We start from the raw sequence: 23698 nt of genomic DNA on the forward strand, positions 1-23698 counted from the left end.
AGTGTAAATCTAGCGGTTGTTGTACATATCTTTATACAGATTAGTTTCAAAACGCACTAAATAAGCACGTCCAGCATTGCGATTCTGTGTAGGAGGTGAATACGCCGAAACGTATTGTACAAACGCAACTTTTTGCCCATTTGCCGTGGTCATAAAGCCCGCTAGATTGTAAACCCCTTTTAATGATCCCGTTTTGGCAGAAACCTTGCCATCCACACCCGCTTCATGAAAACCGCCTCGATATTGTAATGTACCGTCATGTCCTGCAAGGGGAAGCATAGTGATAAAGTTTAATTCACTTTCATGTACTCCAATATATTGAAGGATTTGCATCATGGTTGCAGGTGAAATGAGGTTATGGCGAGAAAGACCAGAGCCATCAACTATAACGGTATTTGCTAAATCAATTCCGGCTTTTTGTTTTAAAATAGCGCGGGTTGCTTCTGCGCCAGAGCGCCAAGTACCTGCAACGCCATAATACTCACGACCAATAGTTCTAAATACGGTATCTGCAATCATATTGTCAGACTCTTTTAGCATGGTCGTCAGTAAGCTATGTAACGGTTTTGATTGTGTCTGTGCCAGTACAGTAACAGGCGCTTTTAGTTGAGATCGACGTTTGATATATCCATCAAGTTCAATATTGGCGCGTTGTAACTCTTCTTTTAAAATTGTACCCGCCCAATGAGCACCATCTTGAATAGAAAACATTAAAGGTACTGCATCATCACGTTTAGGAATACAACCTGTGATTACATAGGTATTTAAGTCACGAACCGTGACATCTAATTCACAAAAACGGGTACGAGTTGATCCTTTCTCATAAGTTTCAACTTCACTTAAAACAGTGACAGGATAGAAAGAAGCTTTACGTATTGTGGCAATATCACCTTCTTTTTTGCCACTTTGCAGTAAGACGGAAAAGCAGTTCTTATCAACAATTGCAGCACTAGGAGGGGCACTAAAGCATTGTGTCAGATCATTCCAAACCCAACCTGGGGCCTTGTCGTGGCTTGAAAAAGCAGAAGTATCAATAAGCAAATCACCATGCACTTTTGTAACACCTGATTGCTTTAATATGGCAACCATTGCTCTTAATTGCTGACGGGTTAATGTAGGATCGCCAGTAAAACGAAAGATCAAATCACCATTAAGCTGATTGTCTTTTATCTTGCCTTCTGTTTCCATTGTTGTGGTGAATTGATAATTTCCACCTAATTGAAGTAATGCAGTAAGTGCAGTCACCACTTTCTGAGTACTTGCTGGAAGTGCTAATTGCTCGGCATGATAGTTAAGATTAGGAGAAGCCGCGCCAACGGGTTGAGTTATTAAACCTACTTGTGTTCCTTCAGGAAGAAGGGATGTGTAGTTTTCAACAGGTATTGCTTGGGTTGAAAAACTAATGATACTTAATGTGTAAAGTATCCGTCGAAATGTTGATAGTAAGTGCATAATTTCTCTATCCGTGACTATAGCGTGTAACGTTACAGTATTGATTGCCAGAGGCTAATACTAAAGGGCAATGAGGGCAAAAGTAAACGGTAACAAGCAGGATTAGCTCATTATCGGAAAAAGTCTGTTTATCTCTTTATAAAGAGAGATAAGGCGTGAAGCAATGCGTCTGTTGTGTTAGATTTAGTTTTAAGTATGGGAGGTTTAGTTTACGTCCCAATAGCATGAGTTGGGAATATAATAGCGTCCCCTCATTTACCGAATATATGTAGAGACAGGCCCAATTTAAGGTTGCCTGTGTCTTTTTTTGTCTTGAGAAGAGTAAATAGATCCTTTTCTCTGTGTTGTTAGTATAAAAAATCAGGATGATACCTATTTTTTATTAGGAATAGTATTGAGGTATTAACACATGAATCAGATCCCTATGACAGTTCTAGGTGCAGAAAAATTACGCGAAGAGCTGGAATATTTAAAAGGTGTTCGTCGTCCCGAGATTATTGCTGCTATCGCTGAAGCTCGTGAACATGGAGACTTAAAAGAAAACGCGGAATATCATGCTGCAAGAGAGCAACAAGGTTTCTGTGAAGGCCGCATACAAGAAATTGAAGCAAAATTATCAAATGCTCAAGTCATTGATATTACAAAGATGAATAACAATGGTCGTATTATTTTTGGTTCAACAGTGACACTATTGAATGTTGAGACTGAAGAAGAGCAAACTTACCGCATTGTGGGTGATGATGAAGCGAACATTAAAGAAAACTTAATCTCTGTTAACTCACCGATTGCGCGTGGGTTAATTGGTAAAGAGTTAGATGATGTCGTGGTTATCACAACACCTGGTGGACAAGTCGAGTATGAAGTTTTAAACGTAGAATATATTTAATTTGTAATTTACGTTTCTATAGAAAACTAGACTGTTATCCTGTGGTAATATAAAAAAGGCCTTAAAAGGCCTTTTTTGCCATAGAGTTACTTATGGCATTTTTATATAAAGATACAAGTTTTATTTCGGTAAAATGATCTTACGTGCTTCTGAAGGACGATAAAGAACAAGAATTTTTCCGATAACTTGTACATTCTGTGCACCGCTTTCGCGTACAATCGCTGCTACGATCAAGTTTTTAACATCTCGGTCTTCGCCTGCGATTTTGACTTTGATAAGCTCATGGTGTGCCAGAGCGAGTTCAATTTCTGCAAGAACGCCTTCAGTCAGCCCGTTGTTACCAATCATAACGACTGGATTCAGGTGATGAGCGAGCCCTTTCAGGTGTTGAATTTGTTTTTTGTTAAGAGTCATCATTAATTTTTGCTTTGTTGGGATTGAAAACGATCTATTCTAACGCCATCTCTCACTTATCACCATAAAATGTCGTTAAGACGAGGTTAAATGAGTGAAAGAGTAAAAATTTTGATAGCTAAGTGTATGATAGTTGGAAAACGCAATGGCCAATAAGAAACGTTCGGCAAGCTCTAGCCGCTGGTTACAAGAACATTTTAGTGATAAATATGTTCAGCAAGCAAAGAAAAAAGGGTTTCGCTCTCGTGCTTGGTTTAAACTGGAAGAAATTCAGCAAAGCGACAATATCTTTAAACCAGGTATGACCGTTGTCGATTTAGGAGCAGCCCCAGGAGGGTGGTCTCAATATGTTGTACAGCAGTTAGGAAGCAAAGGTCGAATTATCGCATGTGACCTTTTACCTATGGATCCTATTGTTGGAGTCGATTTCCTTCAAGGCGATTTTCGTGATGAACTTGTGTTGAAGGCGTTGCTTGATAGAGTAGGTGAAAACAAAGTCCAGGTTGTCATGTCTGACATGGCTCCAAACATGAGCGGTACACCCGCGGTCGATATCCCTCGATCCATGTATTTAGTAGAGTTAGCGCTTGATATGTGTCGTGATGTACTGGCTCCCGGGGGAAGTTTTATTGTCAAAGTGTTTCAGGGAGAAGGCTTTGATGAATACCTGGGGCAAATACGCTCCCTGTTTACGAAAGTGAAAGTTCGTAAACCAGACGCTTCGCGGTCTCGTTCTCGTGAGGTATATATTGTAGCCACAGGGCGTAAACTTTAGTACCCTAAAGCTATTTGTTAACACAGTTGTAATATGAGGTTAATCCCTTGAGTGACATGGCGAAAAACCTGATCCTCTGGCTAGTTATTGCAGTCGTTTTGATGTCATTATTCCAGAGCTTCGGACCCAGCGATTCGAATAGTCGTAAGGTGGATTACTCTACCTTTATCAATGAGTTAACTAATAACCAATTACGCGAGGTCAGCATAAGTGGTTATGATATTAATGTAACTAAAACAGATAACTCAAAGTACAGCACGTATATGCCTATGCGTGATGATAACCTGCTGACCACTTTAATGAACCGTAATGTAAAAGTAACGGGTGAACCACTTGAAGGCCAAAGCCTTCTGACTCAAATTTTTGTGTCTTGGTTCCCAATGCTATTACTGATTGGTCTTTGGATTTTCTTTATGCGCCAAATGCAAGGTGGTGGCGGTAAAGGTGCGATGTCTTTCGGTAAAAGCAAGGCGCGCATGTTGACAGAAGACCAAATCAAAACAACCTTTGCTGATGTAGCGGGTTGTGATGAAGCGAAAGAAGAAGTAAGCGAATTAGTTGAGTATTTACGTGATCCAGGTCGTTTCCAGAAGTTAGGGGGTAAAATCCCTAAAGGTATTCTGATGGTAGGGCCTCCAGGTACAGGTAAAACATTATTAGCAAAAGCCATCGCGGGTGAAGCTAAAGTCCCATTCTTTACCATTTCAGGTTCTGATTTCGTTGAAATGTTCGTGGGTGTGGGTGCTTCTCGTGTTCGTGATATGTTTGAACAAGCTAAAAAAGCAGCACCTTGTATTATCTTTATCGATGAAATCGATGCGGTTGGTCGTCAACGTGGTGCTGGTTTAGGCGGTGGTCATGATGAACGTGAACAAACACTGAACCAAATGCTAGTTGAAATGGATGGTTTTGAAGGTAATGAAGGAATTATCGTTATCGCGGCAACGAACCGTCCAGATGTGTTAGACCCAGCATTACTTCGTCCAGGTCGTTTTGACCGTCAAGTGGTTGTTGGTTTACCTGATGTGCGTGGACGTGAGCAAATACTTAAAGTCCATATGCGTCGCGTACCTTTATCACCAGATGTTGATCCAGCAATTTTAGCGCGTGGTACTCCAGGTTTCTCTGGTGCTGACTTAGCTAACTTAGTTAACGAAGCGGCTTTATTTGCTGCTCGTGGTAATAAACGTGTTGTCTCAATGGTCGAGTTTGAGAAAGCGAAAGATAAGATAATGATGGGTGCAGAGCGCCGTTCAATGGTGATGACTGAAGAACAAAAAGCATCAACCGCTTATCATGAAGCTGGTCACGCAATTATTGGTCGTTTAGTACCTGAACATGATCCTGTGCATAAAGTGACGATTATTCCTCGTGGACGTGCATTAGGTGTGACTTTCTTCTTACCTGAAGGCGACCAAATTAGTGCGAGCCGTCAGAAGTTAGAGAGCCAAATTTCAACACTTTACGGTGGCCGTTTAGCTGAAGAAATTATCTATGGTGTAGAGCATGTTTCTACGGGTGCTTCTAATGACATCAAAGTTGCAACCAATATTGCACGTAACATGGTGACACAGTGGGGTTTCTCTGAAAAATTAGGGCCATTGCTGTACGCAGAAGAAGAAGGTGAAGTGTTCTTAGGTCGTTCTGTTGCTAAAGCGCAACATATGTCTGATGAAACAGCTCGTACAATTGACGAAGAAATTAAAGCTATCGTTGATCGTAACTATGTTCGTGCTCGTCAGATCTTAATGGACAACCTTGATATTCTACACTCAATGAAAGATGCACTGATGACTTATGAAACTATCGATGCGCCTCAAATTGATGATTTAATGAATCGTCGTGATGTTCGTCCACCTGCGGGTTGGGAAGGCAATAATGGCAATAGTGGTGCAACGACTACTGCCCAGCCAGCACAAACGCATGTAGCGAGTGAGCCAAAAGACAAGCCTGAGTCAGAAAGTGATACGCCTTCTGATAACAATACTCACTAATCCTTATTGGGTTACGCATATTGAGTAAGCTATAAATACAAACCCCAGGCTTCTGGGGTTTTTTTATGAAGGTATCAATGAAATGAAATTAATGGCTAGAGGAACCGAACTTAACTTATCAACACCTCAAGTTATGGGGATTTTGAATGTCACTCCAGACTCTTTCTCTGATGGTGGCACTCATAATTCACTTAATGATGCAGTTGATCATGCAGCAAAATTGATCGCTGAAGGGGCTTCTATCATCGATATTGGTGGTGAGTCTACCAGACCTGGTGCAAGTGACGTCTCTATTGATGAAGAGTTACAGCGTGTTGTTCCTGTTGTTGAGGCTATTCGTCAGCGTTTTGATGTTTGGATCTCTGTTGATACATCTAAAGCTCAAGTCATTACTGAATCCGCAAATGTAGGTGCTTCAATTATCAATGATATTCGCTCATTACAAGAACCTGGCGCACTTGAAGCAGCCGCTAAAACAGGTTTGCCAGTGTGTATTATGCATATGCAGGGTGACCCTAAAACCATGCAACAGTCACCACATTATGAGAATGTGATGATGGATGTTGATCGTTTTTTACAAGAAAATATTCAACGTTGTGTTGATGCAGGTATCGAAAAAAATCAAATTATTCTTGATCCAGGATTCGGCTTTGGTAAAAATTTAGCGCATAATTACCAACTATTAGCACACCTAAGTGAATTTCATCACTTTGGTTTACCCATACTTGCCGGAATGTCACGCAAATCAATGGTTGGGCAACTATTGAATGTACCACCACAAGAGCGTGTTGCTGGTAGCGTGGCATGCGCAGTCATTGCAGCGATGCAAGGCGCACAAATTATTCGTGTACACGATGTTAAAGAGACGGTTGATGCGATGAAAATCGTACAAGCGACTCTTTCTGCAAAGGAAAATAATGAATGAGCGAACGTAAATACTTTGGAACAGATGGTATCCGTGGAAAAGTAGGTGATAGTCCAATTACACCTGATTTTGTATTAAAACTGGGTTGGGCTGCGGGCAAAGTATTAGCACGTCATGGCTCTCGTAAAATCATTATTGGTAAAGATACACGTATCTCAGGCTATATGCTGGAATCTGCATTAGAAGCGGGTTTAGCAGCGGCAGGTTTATCCGCCTCATTTACAGGGCCAATGCCAACACCTGCTGTTGCTTATTTAACGCGTACATTCCGTGCTGAAGCAGGGATTGTTATTTCAGCTTCTCATAACCCTTATTACGATAACGGGATCAAATTCTTCTCTATTGATGGTACAAAATTACCAGATGAAGTAGAAGAAGCCATTGAAGCCGAAATGGAAAAGCCAATTACCTGTGTTGAATCAGCAGAGCTTGGTCGTGCAAATCGTATCGTGGATGCGGCAGGTCGTTATATTGAATTCTGTAAAGGGACTTTCCCAAATGAAAACAATCTTAATGGTCTAAAAGTGGTTGTCGATTGTGCTCATGGTGCAACATACCATATTGCACCAAACGTATTTCGTGAATTAGGTGCTGAAGTGATCACTATTGGCTGTGATCCAACGGGTATCAATATCAACGAAGAGTGTGGCGCAACAGATGTTCGTATGTTGCAAAAACGCGTCTTAGAAGAAGGCGCTGATGTTGGTTTAGCTTTTGATGGTGACGGCGACCGTATCATCATGGTTGACCATCAAGGCCTAAAAGTTGATGGTGACCAAATTCTCTACATTATTGCGAGAGAAGCGTTACGCCAAGGTCAATTACGCGGTGGCGCAGTTGGTACTCTAATGAGCAATATGGGATTAGAGATTGCACTTAAACAACTGGGTATTCCTTTTGTAAGAGCAAAAGTGGGCGACCGCTATGTGCTTGAAAAATTACAAGAGAAAGGCTGGCGTTTAGGTGCTGAAAACTCAGGCCACATTATTTTATTAGATAAAACGACTACAGGTGATGGTATTGTTGCAGGTTTACAAGTTTTAAGTGCAATGGTGCGTAACCATATGAGTCTGCATGATCTATGTAGTGGTATGAAACTATTACCACAAATTTTAGTGAATGTTCGCTTTACCGGTAGCCACGATCCGCTACAAACACCTGAAGTTCAGAAAGTCGCTAAAGCGGTTGAAGAAGAACTGGCTGGTAAAGGTCGTGTATTACTGCGTAAATCAGGAACAGAACCTTTAATTCGTGTCATGGTTGAAGGTGAAAATGAAGAGCAAGTCACTGCGATGGCAAATCGTATTGCTGACGCTGTGAAGCACGTTGGTTAATTGATGCTTTTTTCTTCAATCAATCACTTTGTAGAAAAATAACCTTGCTTGTCAGTTCAGCTTTGGTTAGTATTCACACCCGCTTAGTAAGGTCTTGAACTAAAGCGGGTGAAGCAATCGAAGGTTATCGTTAAGACGATAAGTTCCATAGAAAAGGTAACGCAAATGTATACGGCACTCATTGTTATTCTTATCATTGTAGCAACAGGGCTAGTTGGTCTGATCCTGTTACAGCAGGGTAAAGGTGCTGATATGGGCGCTTCTTTTGGTGCAGGTGCTTCTGGTACAGTATTTGGTTCAAGCGGTTCAGCTAACTTTATGACCCGTATGACCGCTGTTTTAGCGACAGCTTTTATTGTACTTGCCCTTATTTTAGGTAATCTAAGTGCCAATAAAACTGTGCGTGAAGACAGCAAATGGATGTCTATCGAGCAGACTACAGAAGAAGCTAAAAAAGCTGAGCAATTAGCAGCGCCTGTAGCGCCAGCAAATACAGATATTCCGCAGTAAACTAAGTAAAGATTTAAATGAGATTGTTAATTTTTACGCAGTAACAGTCTCATTAAGTGCCGAGGTGGTGAAATTGGTATACACGCTACCTTGAGGTGGTAGTGCCTATAAAACGGGCGTACGGGTTCAAGTCCCGTTCTCGGCACCATTATTCCAGATAGCTTGCGTTTTGCTTGTTATCAGCGTAAAATTTGCCACGTTTTTCGAACGCGGGGTGGAGCAGCTTGGTAGCTCGTCGGGCTCATAACCCGAAGGTCGTCGGTTCAAATCCGGCCCCCGCAACCACTTCTAACAATACAGCACTTTTCTCATTAATCATCTTGTTGAACCGATTATGATCCTGAGTGGAATGTGCCGTAAGAAGAGGTTATTCTCGAATGGCAAGTTACAGGGTCCAGTTGCATAAAGCCCCGAATTTCGGGGTTTTTTGTTATCAGAGAATAGAATACTGGGCTATAGGCCCTTTTTTTATGCCTTGGGGGTGGGTTTGTCCACATTAGAGCAAAAATTAACAGCGATGGTTTCAGCACCAGTAGAAGCATTAGGCTTTGAATTTGTCGGTCTTGAGTTTATTCGTGGCCGAGAATCAACATTGCGCATCTATATTGATAGTGAAGACGGTATCACTGTTGATGATTGTGCTGATGTTAGCCACCAGGTCAGTGCTGTGCTGGATGTTGAAGATCCAATTCAAACAGTTTATAACCTTGAGATTTCTTCTCCTGGTTTAGAACGACCTTTATTCACTGCAACGCATTATGAGCAATTTATCGGCGAAGAAGCCGCTATCGTATTACGAATTGCAATGCAAAACCGCCGTAAATGGCAGGGCATTATTAAGTCTGTCGCTGGCGAAATGATCACGGTTACTGTGGATGGTAAAGACGAAGTGTTCGCACTGAGCAACATCCAGAAAGCTAACCTGGTACCCCACTTTTAAGTTTTGAAGAGGCAACTAGGATGAACAAAGAGATTCTGGCTGTTGTGGAAGCGGTCTCTAACGAAAAATCTCTTCCTCGTGAAAAGATTTTTGAAGCACTGGAAACCGCACTAGCGACAGCAACTAAGAAAAAATACGAGCAAGAAATTGACGTTCGTGTATGTATCGACCGTAAAACGGGTGACTTTGATACATTCCGTCGTTGGGTTGCCGTTGATGAAGTCACTCAACCTACTCGTGAAATCACACTTGAAGCTGCTCAATATGAAGATCCTAGTATTGAACTAGGTGGTTATATTGAAGATCAGATTGAATCTGTCACTTTCGACCGTATTACAACACAAACCGCTAAACAAGTTATCGTACAAAAAGTACGTGAAGCTGAAAGAGCAATGGTTGTTGATCAATTCCGCGAACAACTCGGCGAAATTATCACGGGTGTTGTGAAGAAAGTGAACCGTGAAAATATCACTTTAGACTTAGGCAACAACGCTGAAGCGGTTATTTTACGTGAAGATATGTTACCGCGTGAAAACTTCCGTCCAGGTGACCGTTTACGTGGTGTTTTATACGACGTACGTACAGAAACCCGTGGTGCACAACTTTTCGTGACACGCTCTCGCCCTGAAATGCTGGTTGAACTTTTCCGTATTGAAGTACCAGAAATTGGCGAAGAAATTATTGAAATTAAAGCTGCAGCGCGTGATCCAGGTTCTCGTGCCAAAATCGCAGTAAAAACTAACGACAAGCGTATTGACCCTGTGGGTGCTTGTGTTGGTATGCGTGGTGCGCGTGTACAAGCCGTTTCCAGTGAATTGGGCGGCGAGCGAATTGATATTGTTCTGTGGGATGATAATCCTGCACAATTCGTCATTAATGCAATGGCTCCGGCAGATGTTGCTTCTATTGTTGTCGATGAAGACAAATGTACAATGGATGTTGCAGTTGAAAGCAGTAACCTTGCACAGGCAATCGGCCGTAATGGTCAAAACGTTCGTCTGGCAGCACAGTTACTGAAAAAACATCGTGGTGATGACAAGTGGGAATTAAACGTCATGACTGCTGATGAACTGAATGCAAAACATCAGGCAGAAGCAAACGCAGCCATTGAAATATTTACTAAGCATCTCGACATTGATGAAGACTTCGCAACTGTTTTAGTTGAAGAAGGTTTCTCTACCCTTGAAGAGTTAGTTTATGTGCCAATCAGTGAACTGCTGGCTATTGACGGATTAGATGAAGATACCGTTGAAGCTCTACGTGAAAGAGCAAAAGCTGCACTAACAACGATTGAGTTGGCTCAAAAAGAAAGCCTAGGCGATAACCAGCCAGCCGAGGACTTATTAGCTCTCGAAGGATTGGAGCGCTCTTTAGCATTTGATCTAGCTGCCCGTGGTATCTGCACACTGGAAGATCTTGCCGAACAGGGTATCGACGACCTAACTGATATTGAAGGTTTAAATAGTGAGCGCGCAGGCGAACTCATTATGGCCGCACGTAATATCTGCTGGTTTGGGAATGATGCGTAACAACTGAGCAGGAAGGAACAGAATGACAGATGAAACAGTAAAATCACTGGCAGAAGAGATTCAGACACCGGTTGAACGTTTGGTACAGCAGTTTGCTGATGCCGGTATTAAGAAGACCGTCTCTGATTCTGTCTCCCAAAAAGAGAAAGAAACCTTACTGGCTTGGTTGAATCGTGATAAAGACGTATCAACCAACCAACCAGAAAAATTAACGTTACAACGCAAAGTGCGTAGTACGTTAAGTGTTCCTGGTACAGGTGGCAAAAGTAAATCAGTAGCCATCGAAGTCCGCAAAAAACGCACTTATGTGAACCGTGACGCCGTTGAAAAAGCGCAAGCGGATGAGCAAGCTCAGCGTGAAGCGGAAGAAAAGGCGCATCGCGAAGCCGAAGAAAAAGCCCAGCGCGAAGCACAAGAGAAAGCACAGCGCGAAGCTGAAGAAAAAGCAAAACGTGAAGCTGAAAAGGCGAAGAAAGACGCCGAAGAAAAAGCGAAACGTGAAGCTGAAGAAGCAAAACGTGAAGCAGCGGAATTAGCTAAGCGCGAAGCAGCGGAAAAAGATAAAGTGAAACAAAACGATAAACCAAAAGCTGATAAAGCAGCAGATCAGGAAAAAGCACGTCGCAATGCTGAACAGGCTGAACTGAAGCGTAAAACGGAAGAAACACAGCGCCGTAAAGCGGAAGAAGAAGCACGAGTTGCAGCAGAAAAAGCACGTCGTTTAGCTGAAGAAAATGCTGAAAAATGGACTGCTGAACCTAAAGCGCCAGAAACTGAAGGCTCAGACTATCATGTAACAACATCACGTTATGCTCGTGATGCAGAAGATGAAAGTGATGCTGAGGTTGAAGGTGGCCGCGGTCGTGGTCGCAACGCTAAGGCTCCTCGTCCTAAGAAAAACAACCGCCATTCTGAAAAAGCAGATCGTGAAGAAGCACGTGCTGCTGGCCGTACTAACAAGAAAGGTAAACGTAAAGGTAGCTCATTACAGCAAGGCTTCAATAAGCCAGCTGCTGTTGTAAACCGTGATGTTATCATCGGTGAGACTATTTCTGTTGCCGAACTTGCTAACAAAATGGCAGTAAAAGGGTCTGAAGTTATCAAAACTATGATGAAAATGGGTGCTATGGCGACCATTAATCAGGTTTTAGACCAAGAAACTGCACAGCTTGTTGCTGAAGAAATGGGCCATAAAGTTATCTTACGTCGTGAAAACGAGTTAGAAGAACAAGTCATGAGCGATCGTGATACTGGCGAAGAAAGCGCAGTATCTCGTGCACCAGTTGTAACTATCATGGGTCACGTTGACCACGGTAAAACATCATTACTGGACTACATTCGTTCAACGAAAGTAGCATCAGGCGAAGCGGGTGGTATCACCCAGCATATCGGTGCTTACCACGTTAAGACTGACAAAGGTGAAATCACCTTCCTAGATACTCCAGGTCACGCCGCGTTTACTTCAATGCGTGCTCGTGGTGCTCAGGTAACGGATATCGTTGTTCTGGTTGTTGCGGCAGATGATGGTGTAATGCCACAAACTATCGAAGCAATCCAACACGCAAAAGCGGCAAACGTACCCGTTGTTGTTGCAGTGAACAAAATTGATAAACACGAAGCTGATCCAGATCGCGTTAAAACTGAACTGTCTCAATATGGCATCTTGCCAGAAGAGTGGGGCGGCGAAACTCAGTTTATGCACGTATCTGCAAAACAAGGTTTAGGTATTGACGAACTGCTGGATGCTATTCTTTTACAAGCTGAAGTTCTTGAACTGAAAGCAGTTAAAGAAGGTATGGCAAGCGGTGTTGTTATCGAATCTTACCTTGATAAAGGCCGTGGCCCAGTTGCTACTATTCTTGTCCGTGAAGGTACACTGAATAAAGGTGACATCGTTCTGTGTGGTTTCGAATACGGTCGTATTCGTGCGATGCGTAACGAATTAGGTCAAGACGTTCAATCTGCTGGTCCATCAATGCCAGTTGAGATCTTAGGTCTGTCTAACGTTCCTTCTGCGGGTGATGAAGCAACGGTTGTTCGTGACGAGAAGAAAGCGCGTGAAGTTGCATTATACCGTCAAGGTAAATTCCGCGATGTTAAACTGGCTCGTCAGCAGAAATCTAAACTGGAAAACATGTTCGCTAACATGGAAGAAGGTAAAACTTCTGAACTGAACATCGTTCTGAAAACAGACGTTCAAGGTACTTGTGAAGCGATTACTGATGCCTTAGTTAAACTGTCTACTAATGAAGTTAAACTGAAAATCATCGGTTCAGGCGTAGGTGGTATCACCGAAACTGACGCAACATTAGCAGCGGCTTCTAACGCAATCATTCTTGGCTTTAACGTTCGTGCTGATGCATCTGCTCGCCGTATCATTGAACAAGAAAGCGTTGATTTACGTTACTACTCTGTTATCTATAGCCTGATTGACGAAATCAAACTGGCAATGAGCGGTATGTTGGCACCTGAATATAAACAAGAAATCATGGGTCTTGCAGAAGTCCGTGATGTGTTTAAATCACCTAAATTCGGCGCGATTGCGGGCTGTATGGTGGTTGAGGGTAACATCAAACGTAATAACCCAATTCGTGTTCTACGTGATAACGTGGTTATCTATGAAGGCGAACTTGAGTCACTGCGTCGCTTTAAAGATGATGTCAACGAAGTACGTAACGGCATGGAATGTGGTATCGGTGTGAAAAACTACAACGATGTTCGTGTTGGCGACATGATTGAAGTCTTCCAAGTTATCGAAATCAAACGTTCTATTGATTAATTTAGTCCGTTTTGTTTTAAAAGGGAGCTCAAGGGCTCCCTTCTTATTCCTTTCTTTGCTGTATTCTCCTTTTATTTCCTCTCCATTTTTCAACATAACCGAAATAGATTGCCTTTCAGTAATTTATGAAAGTGAAATAACAGGGTAAAATAGCACCAAAGAAACATTTTATTTCTAAAGAAAGAAATCAGAGAAAGCGGTTGTTAAATATCACTTCATGTATACTCTTTAGATATCATTGATTTTAGATTTGAATTAACAATGACAATCAGGGCGATACCCTATTGTCAGGGAGAGATAAAATGGCAAGAGATTTTAGCCGTAGTCAGCGTGTTTCTCAGGAAATGCAAAAAGAAATCGCCATCATTTTACAACGTGAAGTCAAAGATCCACGTATTGGAATGGCAACGGTTTCTGGCGTTGAAATTTCTCGTGATTTGGCTTATGCCAAAGTATTTGTCACCTTTTTAAACTTATCAGGTGGTGAACAAAGCGAAGAAGAGATGGTTGCAGAGGGTTTAGCTGCACTTAATGAAGCCGCTGGTTTTATTCGTTCTTTATTAGGTAAAGCGATGCGTTTACGTATTGTGCCTGAACTGACATTTGCTTATGACAACTCATTAGTTGAAGGTATGCGTATGTCTAACTTAGTTTCTAACGTCGTTAAAAGCGATGAAGAGCGTCGTCATAAAGAGGATAAATAATGGGGCGTCGTCGTAAGGGGCGTGAGATTAACGGCGTATTGCTACTCGATAAACCCCAAGATATTTCCTCTAACGATGCACTCCAAAAAGTCCGCCGTATGTTTAATGCCAGTAAGGCTGGGCATACAGGGGCATTGGATCCTTTAGCAACAGGTATGCTCCCTATTTGTTTAGGTGAAGCAACAAAATTTTCACAGTTTCTATTGGATTCTGATAAGCGTTATCGTGTTATTGCACGTTTAGGGCAACGAACAGATACCTCCGATGCACATGGTGAGGTTATTCAAGAACGCCCAGTACAATTTACACAGCAGGCTTTAGATGACGCCTTAGAGAGTTTTCGCGGTGAAACATTGCAAATCCCTTCAATGTACTCCGCTTTAAAACATCAAGGTAAACCGCTTTACGAATACGCTCGACAAGGTATTGAGGTTGAGCGTGAAGCAAGACCCATCACGGTTTATGAACTTCAGTTTATTCGCTGGGAAGGTGATGAGCTAGAGCTAGAAGTTCATTGTTCTAAAGGTACTTACATTCGAACAATTATTGATGATCTTGGTGAGAAATTACAATGTGGTGCTCACGTTATTTTCTTACGTCGATTAGAAGTCGCTGATTATCCTAAAGAGCGAATGGTCACATTAGAGCAATTAAGAGCGATGATAGAGAATGCACAAGCTGCTCAAGAAGATCCTTTCTTAGCACTTGATGCACTGTTATTACCTATGGATACCGCTGTTGCACATTTTCCTGTTGTGAATTTGACCACGATTATTGCGGGTTATCTCAAGCTGGGGCAACCTGTTCGTGTTAATCATGACATCAATGAAGGCGAATGGGTAAGAGTAACTGAAGGCGATGAAAAAAAATTCATTGGTCTTGCTATCATTAAAGATGGCCTAGTTGCTCCGAAAAGAGTGGTTGTAGACTATAGCGCACAAGATAACACTTAATAGCAATCTTGCGCTAAAAGTGTTTGAAGCGTAGAATAATGCGGCTATCTGTTTAGGTGGCTGAGTTGGATAGCTGAATTAGAGATTGGCTATCTGAAAATTTTACTTAATTTGGAGTTTATTATGTCTCTAAGTACTGAAGCGAAAGCACAAATCGTTGCTGAATTTGGTCGTGATGCTAACGATACTGGCTCAAGCGAAGTTCAGATTGCACTGCTGACTGCAGAAATCAACCACCTGCAAGGTCACTTTTCAGAGCACAAAAAAGATCACCACAGCCGTCGTGGTCTGCTGCGTAAAGTTTCCAGCCGTCGTAATCTGCTGGACTACCTGAAACGTAAAGATGTTGCTCGTTACTCTGCACTGATTGAACGTTTAGGTCTGCGTCGCTAATCAAGCGAGTTTCAGTGGAAAGGGGCCTGTTGGCCCCTTTTCTACTAAAAAGTGCTATTTTTAATGTTAGTCGTTATGTTTTAATGTGGTGATTGTTATTTAATCTCTCTAGTTACGACAATTCGCGCGGCTAATGAAAGTATTTATCATTAAATGGTTAATATTTTCATTAGTCGCGAGGGGACGTAGCGGAGAAAAGATCATTCATCGTCGCTAAACATCTGGCGACAATAAGATAAAGGATATTATTTTGCTGAATCCTACAGTTCGTAAATTTCAATACGGTCAACATACTGTTTCGTTAGAAACAGGCATGATGGCTCGTCAAGCAACAGCCGCTGTTATGGTTGACATGGACGGCACTGCTGTTTTTGTTACCGTTGTTGCAAAGAAAAAAGTTAAAGCTGGACAAGATTTCTTCCCATTAACTGTTAACTACCAAGAGCGTTCATACGCTGCTGGTCGTATCCCAGGTAGCTTCTTCCGTCGTGAAGGTCGTCCTGGTGAAGGCGAAACGTTGATTGCACGTTTAATTGACCGCCCTTTACGCCCATTATTCCCAGAAGGTTTCTTAAACGAAATTCAAATCGTTGCTACCGTTGTTTCAGTTAACCCACAAGTTAACCCAGATATCGTTGCAATGATTGGTGCTTCTGCGGCATTAGCGCTGTCAGGTGTTCCATTTAATGGTCCTATCGGTGGTGCGCGTGTTGGTTTTATCGATGGACAATATGTTCTAAACCCAACTGTTGATGAGCTGAAAGTTAGCAAATTAGACTTAGTGGTTGCAGGTACTGCGGGTGCGGTACTGATGGTAGAATCAGAAGCTGATTTATTATCAGAAGAAGAAATGTTAGGTGCAGTAGTATTTGGTCATGATCAACAACAAGTCGTGATCGAAAACATCAATGCATTAGTTGCAGAAGTTGGTAAAGAGAAATGGGATTGGGCGCCAGAAGCCATCAACCAAACTTTACATGACCGTATTGCACAATTAGCACAAGCTCGCATTGGTGATGCTTACCGTATCACTGAGAAACAAGAGCGTTATGAACAAATCGAAGCTATCCGTGATGAAGTTATTGCGACGTTAGTCGCTGAAGATGAAACTTTAGATGAAGCTGAAATCAGCGAAATCTTCTCAGGTCTTGAGAAAAACATCGTTCGTGCTCGCGTATTAGCTGGCGAACCACGTATTGATGGCCGTGAAAAAGACATGGTACGTGCATTAGACATTCGCACTGGCTTATTACCACGTACTCACGGTTCAGCACTGTTTACTCGTGGTGAAACTCAGGCTCTGGTAACTGCAACATTAGGTACTGCGCGTGATGCTCAAACTATTGATGACATCATGGGTGAGCACACTGATACATTCTTGCTGCACTATAACTTCCCTCCATACTCTGTTGGTGAAACAGGCATGATGGGTTCACCAAAACGTCGCGAAATCGGTCATGGCCGTTTAGCAAAACGTGGTGTGTTAGCAGTAATGCCAACAATTGAAGAATTCCCATATACCGTTCGTGTGGTTTCTGAAATCACTGAATCAAATGGTTCATCTTCAATGGCATCTGTTTGCGGTGCTTCTTTAGCACTGATGGATGCAGGTGTACCAATTAAAGAATCTGTTGCAGGTATTGCAATGGGTCTAGTAAAAGAAGGCGACAACTTTGTTGTTCTTTCCGATATTCTGGGTGATGAAGACCATTTAGGCGATATGGACTTTAAAGTTGCGGGTAGCCGTAACGGTGTCAGCGCATTACAGATGGATATCAAAATCGAAGGTATCACTCGTGAAATCATGCAAGTTGCATTAAACCAAGCGAAAAGCGCACGTCTACATATTTTAGGCGTAATGGAAGATGCAATTAGCCAACCTCGTGCTGATATTTCTGAATTCGCACCGCGCATTCACACTATCAAAATTAATCCAGACAAGATCAAAGACGTTATCGGTAAAGGCGGCTCTGTTATCCGTGCATTAACGGAAGAAACTGGCACAACTATCGAAATCGAAGATGATGGTACAGTGAAGATTGCTGCAACAAGTGGCGATCAAGCAAAACAAGCTATCGCTCGTATCGAAGAAATTACTGCTGAAGTTGAAGTGGGTCGTATCTACAACGGTAAAGTAACTCGTATTGTAGATTTCGGTGCATTCGTTGCTATCGGTGGCGGCAAAGAAGGTCTGGTTCATATTTCTCAAATCGCAGACAAACGCGTTGAGAAAGTGAGTGACTACTTGGAAATGGGTCAAGAAGTTCCAGTTAAAGTACTGGAAATTGACCGTCAAGGCCGTATTCGCTTAAGCATGAAAGAAGCTCAAGCTAATCAGCAGGAAGCAACAGAAACTTCTTCTGAAGATTCTGCGAATTAATGATATTCTACTACCGATATCTAGACATAGGTATCGGTAGAGACTTATTATGATTGACAAGTAGGACGTCTAGAACGCTTTTTGTTGAAAGGTCTGACTTTGGGAGTGAGAAATGAAAACATTTCTGCGCAGTTGTTCTATTGCTGTTTTCATCTTTATTTCCGGATGCAGCACTAGTCCAGAGTGGCGTCAGAATGCGATTTTTGCCACACCATTGCAGCCTTCTTTACAACAAGAAGTGATATTGGCTCGTATAGAACAAATCTTAGCGAGCCGCTCATTAACTGAAGATGAATACGCACAGCTTTTATATGAGCGTGGTGTGCTGTATGATAGTCTCGGTTTACGAGCTTTAGCGCGCAATGATTTTTCAATGGCGCTATCAATACGACCAGATATGCTAGAAATTTTTAATTTTCTAGGTATCTATTTTACGCAGGCAGCGAATTACGATGCTGCTTATGAAGCGTTTGATTCTGTTTTAGAGCTTGATCCAACTTACAATAATGCGCGTTTTAATCGTGGTATCGCTTCGTACTACGGTGGCCGATTGAAATTGGCGCAGGATGATCTGCAGGCGTTTTATCAGGTCGATCCAAATGATCCCATTCGTTCGCTTTGGTTATATCTTGTAGAAAAAGAGATAAACACTGATTTGGCTAAACAACAGCTAAAACAGCGATACCAGCAGGCGGATAAAACGGGGCAATGGGGATGGAATATAGTTGAGTTTTATTTAGGCGATATTAATGAGAAAACATTAATGTTGAAACTAAATGAGGCTTCAACCGATAACACTTCGCTCGCTGAGCATCTTAGTGAAACTAACTTCTATTTAGGTAAGTATTACCTAAGTCTGGGGGACATGGATAGCGCAGAAGCGTTATTCAAGCTGACGGTTGCCAACAACGCACATAACTTTGTTGAGCACCGCTACGCATTGTTGGAATTAGCACTGTTAGGCCAACAAGAAGACCTAGCGGAATCGGACCAGCAATAGCTGACGAACATTTCTCTGATCAGTTTGAAAGCCATCATCTACATAGGATGAGGGCTTGTTTGTTCGTTTAATAATATAATTTGAGCCAGTTCACATTTTAGATGATAAAGACCGACAAACCATGCGGTATGTTATGTCAACTGGCTGCCATAATGAATGAGGCACAGTGACATGACTACTGAAACCGATATGACTTTTGCTGATCTAGGTTTATCAGCACCTATTTTGACTGCACTGAATGACTTAGGCTACGAGAAGCCTTCTCCAATTCAGCAACAATGTATTCCTTTCCTTTTAAACGGCAATGATGTTTTAGGTATGGCACAGACAGGTAGTGGTAAAACTGCCGCATTTAGCCTGCCTTTATTACACAATCTTGATGAATCATTAAAAGCACCACAAATTTTAGTTTTAGCACCTACTCGTGAACTTGCGGTTCAGGTTGCTGAAGCAATTGAAGATTTTTCTAAACACTTACCAAAAGTAAATGTTGTTGCACTGTATGGTGGTCAGCGTTACGACGTGCAATTACGCGCGTTACGTCAAGGTCCACAAGTTGTTGTGGGTACACCAGGTCGTTTATTAGACCATTTAAACCGTGGCACATTAGATTTATCTAAACTGAAGGGCTTAGTATTAGATGAAGCTGATGAAATGTTACGTATGGGCTTTATTGAAGATGTTGAAAACATTTTAAGTAAGATCCCAGCAGAACACCAAACTGCACTGTTCTCTGCAACAATGCCAGAAGCAATTCGTCGTATTACACGTCGCTTTATGAATGATCCTAAAGAAGTGCGCATTCAAAGTAGCGTAACGACACGTCCAGACATTAGCCAAAGCTATTGGATGACATTCGGCGCACGTAAAAATGAAGCGTTAATTCGTTTCTTAGAAGCTGAAGATTTTGATGCGGCAATTATTTTCGTTCGTACTAAAAACGCAACATTAGAAGTTGCTGAAGCTTTAGAGCGTAACGGCTATAACAGCGCAGCGTTAAATGGTGATATGAACCAATCACTGCGTGAGCAAACATTAGAGCGTCTGAAAAATGGTCGTTTAGATATTTTAATTGCAACTGACGTTGCTGCTCGTGGTCTTGACGTTGACCGTATCAGCCTTGTTGTGAACTATGATATCCCAATGGATTCAGAATCTTATGTTCACCGTATTGGTCGTACTGGTCGTGCGGGTCGTGCTGGCCGTGCAATTTTATTCGTTGATAACCGTGAGCGTCGTTTACTGCGCAATATCGAACGTACAATGAAGATGACTATTCCTGAAGTAGAACTGCCAAATGCAGAGCTTATCAGCCAACGTCGTCAGGAAAAATTTGCACAGCAAATCGCACAACAATTAGAAACTAGCAACCTTGACCAATACCGTGCTCTGTTACCTAAATTAGCTCCACAAGGTGAAGAAGCGCTGGATATGGAAACACTGGCTGCGGTATTACTGAAAATGGCTCAAGGTGAGCGTGCACTTATTCTGCCACCAGATCCAGTTCGTCGTCCTCGTCGTGAATTTAACGATCGTGACGATCGTCGTGGTGATGATCGCCGTCGCGGTGATAACGATCGCGAGCGTTCTCCTCGTCGTGAACGTCGTGATGCTGGCGAGATGGATTTATACCGTATCGAAGTGGGTCGTGATGATGGTGTTGAAGTGCGTCATATCGTTGGTGCGATTGCTAACGAAGGCGATATCAGCAGCCGTTACATTGGTAATATCAAACTGTATGGTTCTCACTCAACCATCGAATTACCAAAAGGTATGCCAACAGATTTATTAAGCCATTTCACACGTACGCGTATTATGAACAAACCACTGAATATGCAATTAGTGGGTGATGCTCAATCTCAGCCTTTCCGTGAGCGTCGTAATAACAGCCGTCGTGATGGTCAGCCACAAGGTGGTCGTCGTTTTAACAATGGTGATCAACCACAACGTCGTGGTAATAACGACCGTGGTGGTGAGCGTAGCAACGATCGTGGTGGCGAGCGCGGTAACTTCCGCAGTCGTAACAACGAAGGTACACCACGCCGCCGTAGCAGCTCTCATAACCAATAAGAGTTGGTAATTAACTTAATTTTTAATTGAGTTGATGACAAAAAAATAAAACCAGTCAATGAAAGTTGACTGGTTTTTTTATCATTTGATTAGTAATATAAAATTTATTACGACACATTTCTGTCAATATAAACAATAGGAAAGCTTATTCAAGTAAATCGGTTAGATTTACGTGCAGATTTTAATTTATAACAAATTAGCTTAAGCCAATCGCTTCTTTTAATGGCTTTAAATATCGACGGCTGACAGGAATTTGGCTGTTATTGTGTAATATCAACTCCGCTTGCCCATTATCGCCAAAAACAATCTCATTAACATAATCCATATTCACTAAATATTGGCGATGGCAACGGACCAGCTGTGTCCGTGTTTCTAACGTGCGTAATGTTAATTCTGTAAAGCCTTCTTGACCTTGATTATTGGTTACATAAACCCCACTGAGCCTTGATGTTGCAAATACCGCTTCATCAATGGGCATTAACCAAATACGGCTATGACCTGTACAAGGAATACACTTTAAACGTTCTTCAGGAGGCGTTAAGAGATCAATATTCTGCTTATTACCTTGGCGTAAACGGTTTAATGTTTTTGTTAGGCGTTCTTGCTCTAAAGGTTTGAGTAGATAATCAAAGGCGTGCTCTTCAAAGGCTTGGATTGCATACTCTTCAAATGCGGTTAAAAAGACGATATACGGGCGATGTTCAGGATCAAGCATTGTGACCATTTCAAGCCCTGTAATGCGTGGCATTTGAATATCAAGAAAGACGACATCGGGTTTCTTACGGTGTATCTCTCCTATGGCTTCAATTGCATTACTGCATTCACCAACAATATGAATATCCTTTTCGACTTCAAGTAAACAACGTAAATTTTCACGAGCTAACGGCTCATCGTCAACGATTAATATATTCATTGTTATGCAACGTTATCCATGCTTTTTTCTAGGGGTAAGCAAATTTTCACCTTTGTATATTCATCAGCTTGGCATTCCACTAAAACACCATAAAGTTCGCCATAGCGTAATTTTAATCGCTTATCCACCAGCCTCATTCCTAACCCTAATTCATGAGAAGGGCATTGGGGTTGATAAAGCCCCGCATTATCACAGATTTCAATAATGATTAAATGGTGCTCTTGGTGTGCTCTAATTGTAATCTTTCCTGTATCTAATAACTGTGATGTTCCATGTTTAATTGCATTTTCGACCATTGGTTGAAGCGAAAAAGCAGGCAAACGGGCATTAGCTAGGCTTTCAGGAATTTGAATATCAATCTGTAATCGTTCCTGAAAACGGGCTTTTTCGATTTGCAAATATGCATTCACATGTTCAATTTCATCACTTAATGTCACAACTGCTTCAGGTCTTTTTAAATTTTTACGAAAGAAAGCAGAGAGAAATTGCACTAATTGCTTTGCTTGTTCGCTATCTCGTCGAATAACTGCTTGTAGTGTATTTAATGCGTTAAAAAGAAAGTGGGGATTCACTTGCGCATGGAGAAGTTTAATCTCTGACTCTAAAAGAGATTGCTTATTTCGCTCATATTGTCCAGCCAGAATTTGTGCAGATAATAGACTTGCAATCCCTTCACCTAGGGTTCGGTTAATAGAACTAAATAGGCGATTTTTAGCTTCATAAAGTTTTATTGTGCCAATGACTTGGTTATTTTCGCCTCTTAATGGAATAACTAAGGTTGAGCCAAGTTTGCAATGGGGTGAAAGCGTACAACGGTAAGGTGTTTCATTACCATCTGCATAAACAACTTCATTATTATTGATGGCTTGTTTGGATTGTTCTGATGAAATAGGTGTACCCGGTAAATGATGATCAGCGCCAATACCAATAAAGGCGAGGAGTTTTTCTCTATCTGTAATCGCAACGGCACTGACTCTTAGTTCTTGATAAATGACTTTTGCCACTCGAGTGCTATTATCTTGATTAAACCCTTTACGCAAAATACCTTCGGTGCAAACGGCAATTTTTAATGCTTGAGCTGAAAATGCACTGGTATATTTTTCAAATATTGCCCGTCTATCTTGTAATATTCGAATAAACATCGCCGCACCAACGGTATTTGCGACAATCATTGGGGCAGCAATATCTTTCACTAAGGCAAGCGCTTCATTAAATGGGCGAGCTAATAATAAGATAATGCTCATCTGTATTATTTCGGCAAAGAAAGTCACGGCTGCTGCGGTCCATGGATTAAATATGCGGTGCATTTGCCCGCGTTTGACGTAATAACGGTGAACTAATCCGCCAATTAATCCCTCTACAATAGTAGACACCATACAGCTAAATGCGGTCATACCGCCCAGAGAATAACGGTGTAAGCCTCCCGTAAAACCGACAAGGAAGCCGACATAAGGGCCACCTAGTAATCCGCCTAATACCGAACCAATGGCACGCGTATTGGCAATAGAATCATTAATATGTAGCCCAAAATAGGTGCCCATAATACAAAAAATAGAGAAAATGACGTAGCACATCAACTTATGCGGAAGCTTTATCGTGACCTGTAGAAGTGGCGTAAATAAAGGTGTTTTGCTTAAAAACCAAGCAATGATTAAATAAACGCACATTTGCTGTAATAACAGCAAAATAAGATCAAATTCGTACATAAGTATCGAGTACCGTTCTCTTCTTTATCTGATAAATATAA

The 23698-nt window shown here is 41.8% G+C and carries 19 protein-coding genes and 2 tRNA genes; 17 read left to right on the forward strand and 4 right to left on the reverse strand.

Translation table 11 applies throughout. The features are described 5' to 3' along the window. Positions 1-9 precede the first annotated feature (9 nt). Complete coding sequence (gene dacB / locus ACNART_RS13790; protein WP_198626352.1) at positions 10-1452, reverse strand: serine-type D-Ala-D-Ala carboxypeptidase; 1443 nt, start codon at positions 1450-1452, stop codon at positions 10-12. A 409-nt stretch (positions 1453-1861) separates the two neighbouring features. Between dacB and greA the strand changes: the two genes are divergently transcribed. After that, positions 1862-2338 carry a transcription elongation factor GreA gene (gene greA, locus ACNART_RS13795; RefSeq protein WP_088493984.1) on the forward strand — a complete coding sequence of 159 codons (477 nt, stop codon included), beginning with the start codon at positions 1862-1864 and terminating at the stop codon, positions 2336-2338. Between the two features lie 120 nt (positions 2339-2458). Here greA and yhbY read toward each other — a convergent pair whose 3' ends face one another. Next, positions 2459-2752 (reverse strand): ribosome assembly RNA-binding protein YhbY, encoded by a 294-nt coding sequence (gene yhbY, locus ACNART_RS13800; protein ID WP_036914752.1) that lies wholly within the window; start codon positions 2750-2752, stop codon positions 2459-2461. A 145-nt stretch (positions 2753-2897) separates the two neighbouring features. Between yhbY and rlmE the strand changes: the two genes are divergently transcribed. From rlmE to ACNART_RS13880, 16 genes are all read left to right on the forward strand, one after another. Then, on the forward strand, positions 2898-3527 hold the full coding sequence (gene rlmE / locus ACNART_RS13805) for a 23S rRNA (uridine(2552)-2'-O)-methyltransferase RlmE (protein WP_036939360.1): 630 nt from the start codon (positions 2898-2900) through the stop codon (positions 3525-3527). A gap of 47 nt (positions 3528-3574) precedes the next feature. After that, complete coding sequence (gene ftsH / locus ACNART_RS13810; protein WP_198620216.1) at positions 3575-5521, forward strand: ATP-dependent zinc metalloprotease FtsH; 1947 nt, start codon at positions 3575-3577, stop codon at positions 5519-5521. Between the two features lie 82 nt (positions 5522-5603). Next, positions 5604-6446: a dihydropteroate synthase gene (gene folP / locus ACNART_RS13815; RefSeq protein WP_198620215.1), complete on the forward strand. Its 843-nt coding sequence runs from the start codon at positions 5604-5606 to the stop codon at positions 6444-6446. Further along, entirely contained in the window at positions 6443-7780 is a 1338-nt protein-coding gene (gene glmM, locus ACNART_RS13820; RefSeq protein ID WP_088493982.1) for a phosphoglucosamine mutase, read from the forward strand. The genes folP and glmM overlap by 4 nt, the downstream gene beginning before the upstream one ends. Positions 7781-7945: 165 nt before the next feature. Beyond that, positions 7946-8290 carry a preprotein translocase subunit SecG gene (gene secG / locus ACNART_RS13825; protein ID WP_036914692.1) on the forward strand — a complete coding sequence of 115 codons (345 nt, stop codon included), beginning with the start codon at positions 7946-7948 and terminating at the stop codon, positions 8288-8290. 58 nt (positions 8291-8348) lie between these two features. After that, a tRNA-Leu gene (locus tag ACNART_RS13830) sits at positions 8349-8438 on the forward strand. Positions 8439-8498: 60 nt separating this feature from the next. Next, positions 8499-8575 (forward strand) — tRNA-Met (locus ACNART_RS13835). 202 nt (positions 8576-8777) lie between these two features. Then, complete coding sequence (gene rimP, locus ACNART_RS13840; RefSeq protein ID WP_036914691.1) at positions 8778-9230, forward strand: ribosome maturation factor RimP; 453 nt, start codon at positions 8778-8780, stop codon at positions 9228-9230. 20 nt (positions 9231-9250) lie between these two features. Then, positions 9251-10759 carry a transcription termination factor NusA gene (nusA, locus tag ACNART_RS13845; RefSeq protein ID WP_006535691.1) on the forward strand — a complete coding sequence of 503 codons (1509 nt, stop codon included), beginning with the start codon at positions 9251-9253 and terminating at the stop codon, positions 10757-10759. 22 nt (positions 10760-10781) lie between these two features. Then, complete coding sequence (gene infB, locus ACNART_RS13850) at positions 10782-13538, forward strand: translation initiation factor IF-2 (protein WP_196533553.1); 2757 nt, start codon at positions 10782-10784, stop codon at positions 13536-13538. 302 nt (positions 13539-13840) lie between these two features. Further along, a complete protein-coding gene (gene rbfA, locus ACNART_RS13855) occupies positions 13841-14242 on the forward strand; it encodes a 30S ribosome-binding factor RbfA (RefSeq protein WP_368927618.1) in 402 nt (133 codons plus the stop codon). Then, complete coding sequence (gene truB / locus ACNART_RS13860) at positions 14242-15195, forward strand: tRNA pseudouridine(55) synthase TruB (protein ID WP_368927617.1); 954 nt, start codon at positions 14242-14244, stop codon at positions 15193-15195. Before rbfA ends, truB begins: the two co-directional genes overlap by 1 nt. A gap of 123 nt (positions 15196-15318) precedes the next feature. After that, complete coding sequence (rpsO, locus tag ACNART_RS13865; protein ID WP_023583571.1) at positions 15319-15588, forward strand: 30S ribosomal protein S15; 270 nt, start codon at positions 15319-15321, stop codon at positions 15586-15588. A 250-nt stretch (positions 15589-15838) separates the two neighbouring features. Continuing rightward, positions 15839-17968, forward strand: coding sequence for a polyribonucleotide nucleotidyltransferase (gene pnp, locus ACNART_RS13870; protein ID WP_109419174.1), 2130 nt, complete (start codon positions 15839-15841; stop codon positions 17966-17968). A 112-nt stretch (positions 17969-18080) separates the two neighbouring features. Then, a complete protein-coding gene (nlpI, locus tag ACNART_RS13875; RefSeq protein WP_098941350.1) occupies positions 18081-18968 on the forward strand; it encodes a lipoprotein NlpI in 888 nt (295 codons plus the stop codon). A gap of 171 nt (positions 18969-19139) precedes the next feature. Further along, positions 19140-21038 (forward strand): DEAD/DEAH family ATP-dependent RNA helicase, encoded by a 1899-nt coding sequence (locus ACNART_RS13880; RefSeq protein ID WP_160229903.1) that lies wholly within the window; start codon positions 19140-19142, stop codon positions 21036-21038. A gap of 196 nt (positions 21039-21234) precedes the next feature. Here ACNART_RS13880 and btsR read toward each other — a convergent pair whose 3' ends face one another. Together btsR and ACNART_RS13890 are read right to left on the reverse strand one after the other, a co-directional pair. After that, entirely contained in the window at positions 21235-21951 is a 717-nt protein-coding gene (btsR, locus tag ACNART_RS13885) for a two-component system response regulator BtsR (RefSeq protein WP_109372676.1), read from the reverse strand. 2 nt (positions 21952-21953) lie between these two features. Then, positions 21954-23657 (reverse strand): sensor histidine kinase, encoded by a 1704-nt coding sequence (locus tag ACNART_RS13890; protein ID WP_109372675.1) that lies wholly within the window; start codon positions 23655-23657, stop codon positions 21954-21956. Between the last annotated feature and the right edge of the window lie 41 nt (positions 23658-23698).

The sequence above is a fragment of the Proteus sp. LHD240705 genome (assembly GCF_047921555.1).
In the GTDB taxonomy this organism is placed as follows: domain Bacteria; phylum Pseudomonadota; class Gammaproteobacteria; order Enterobacterales; family Enterobacteriaceae; genus Proteus.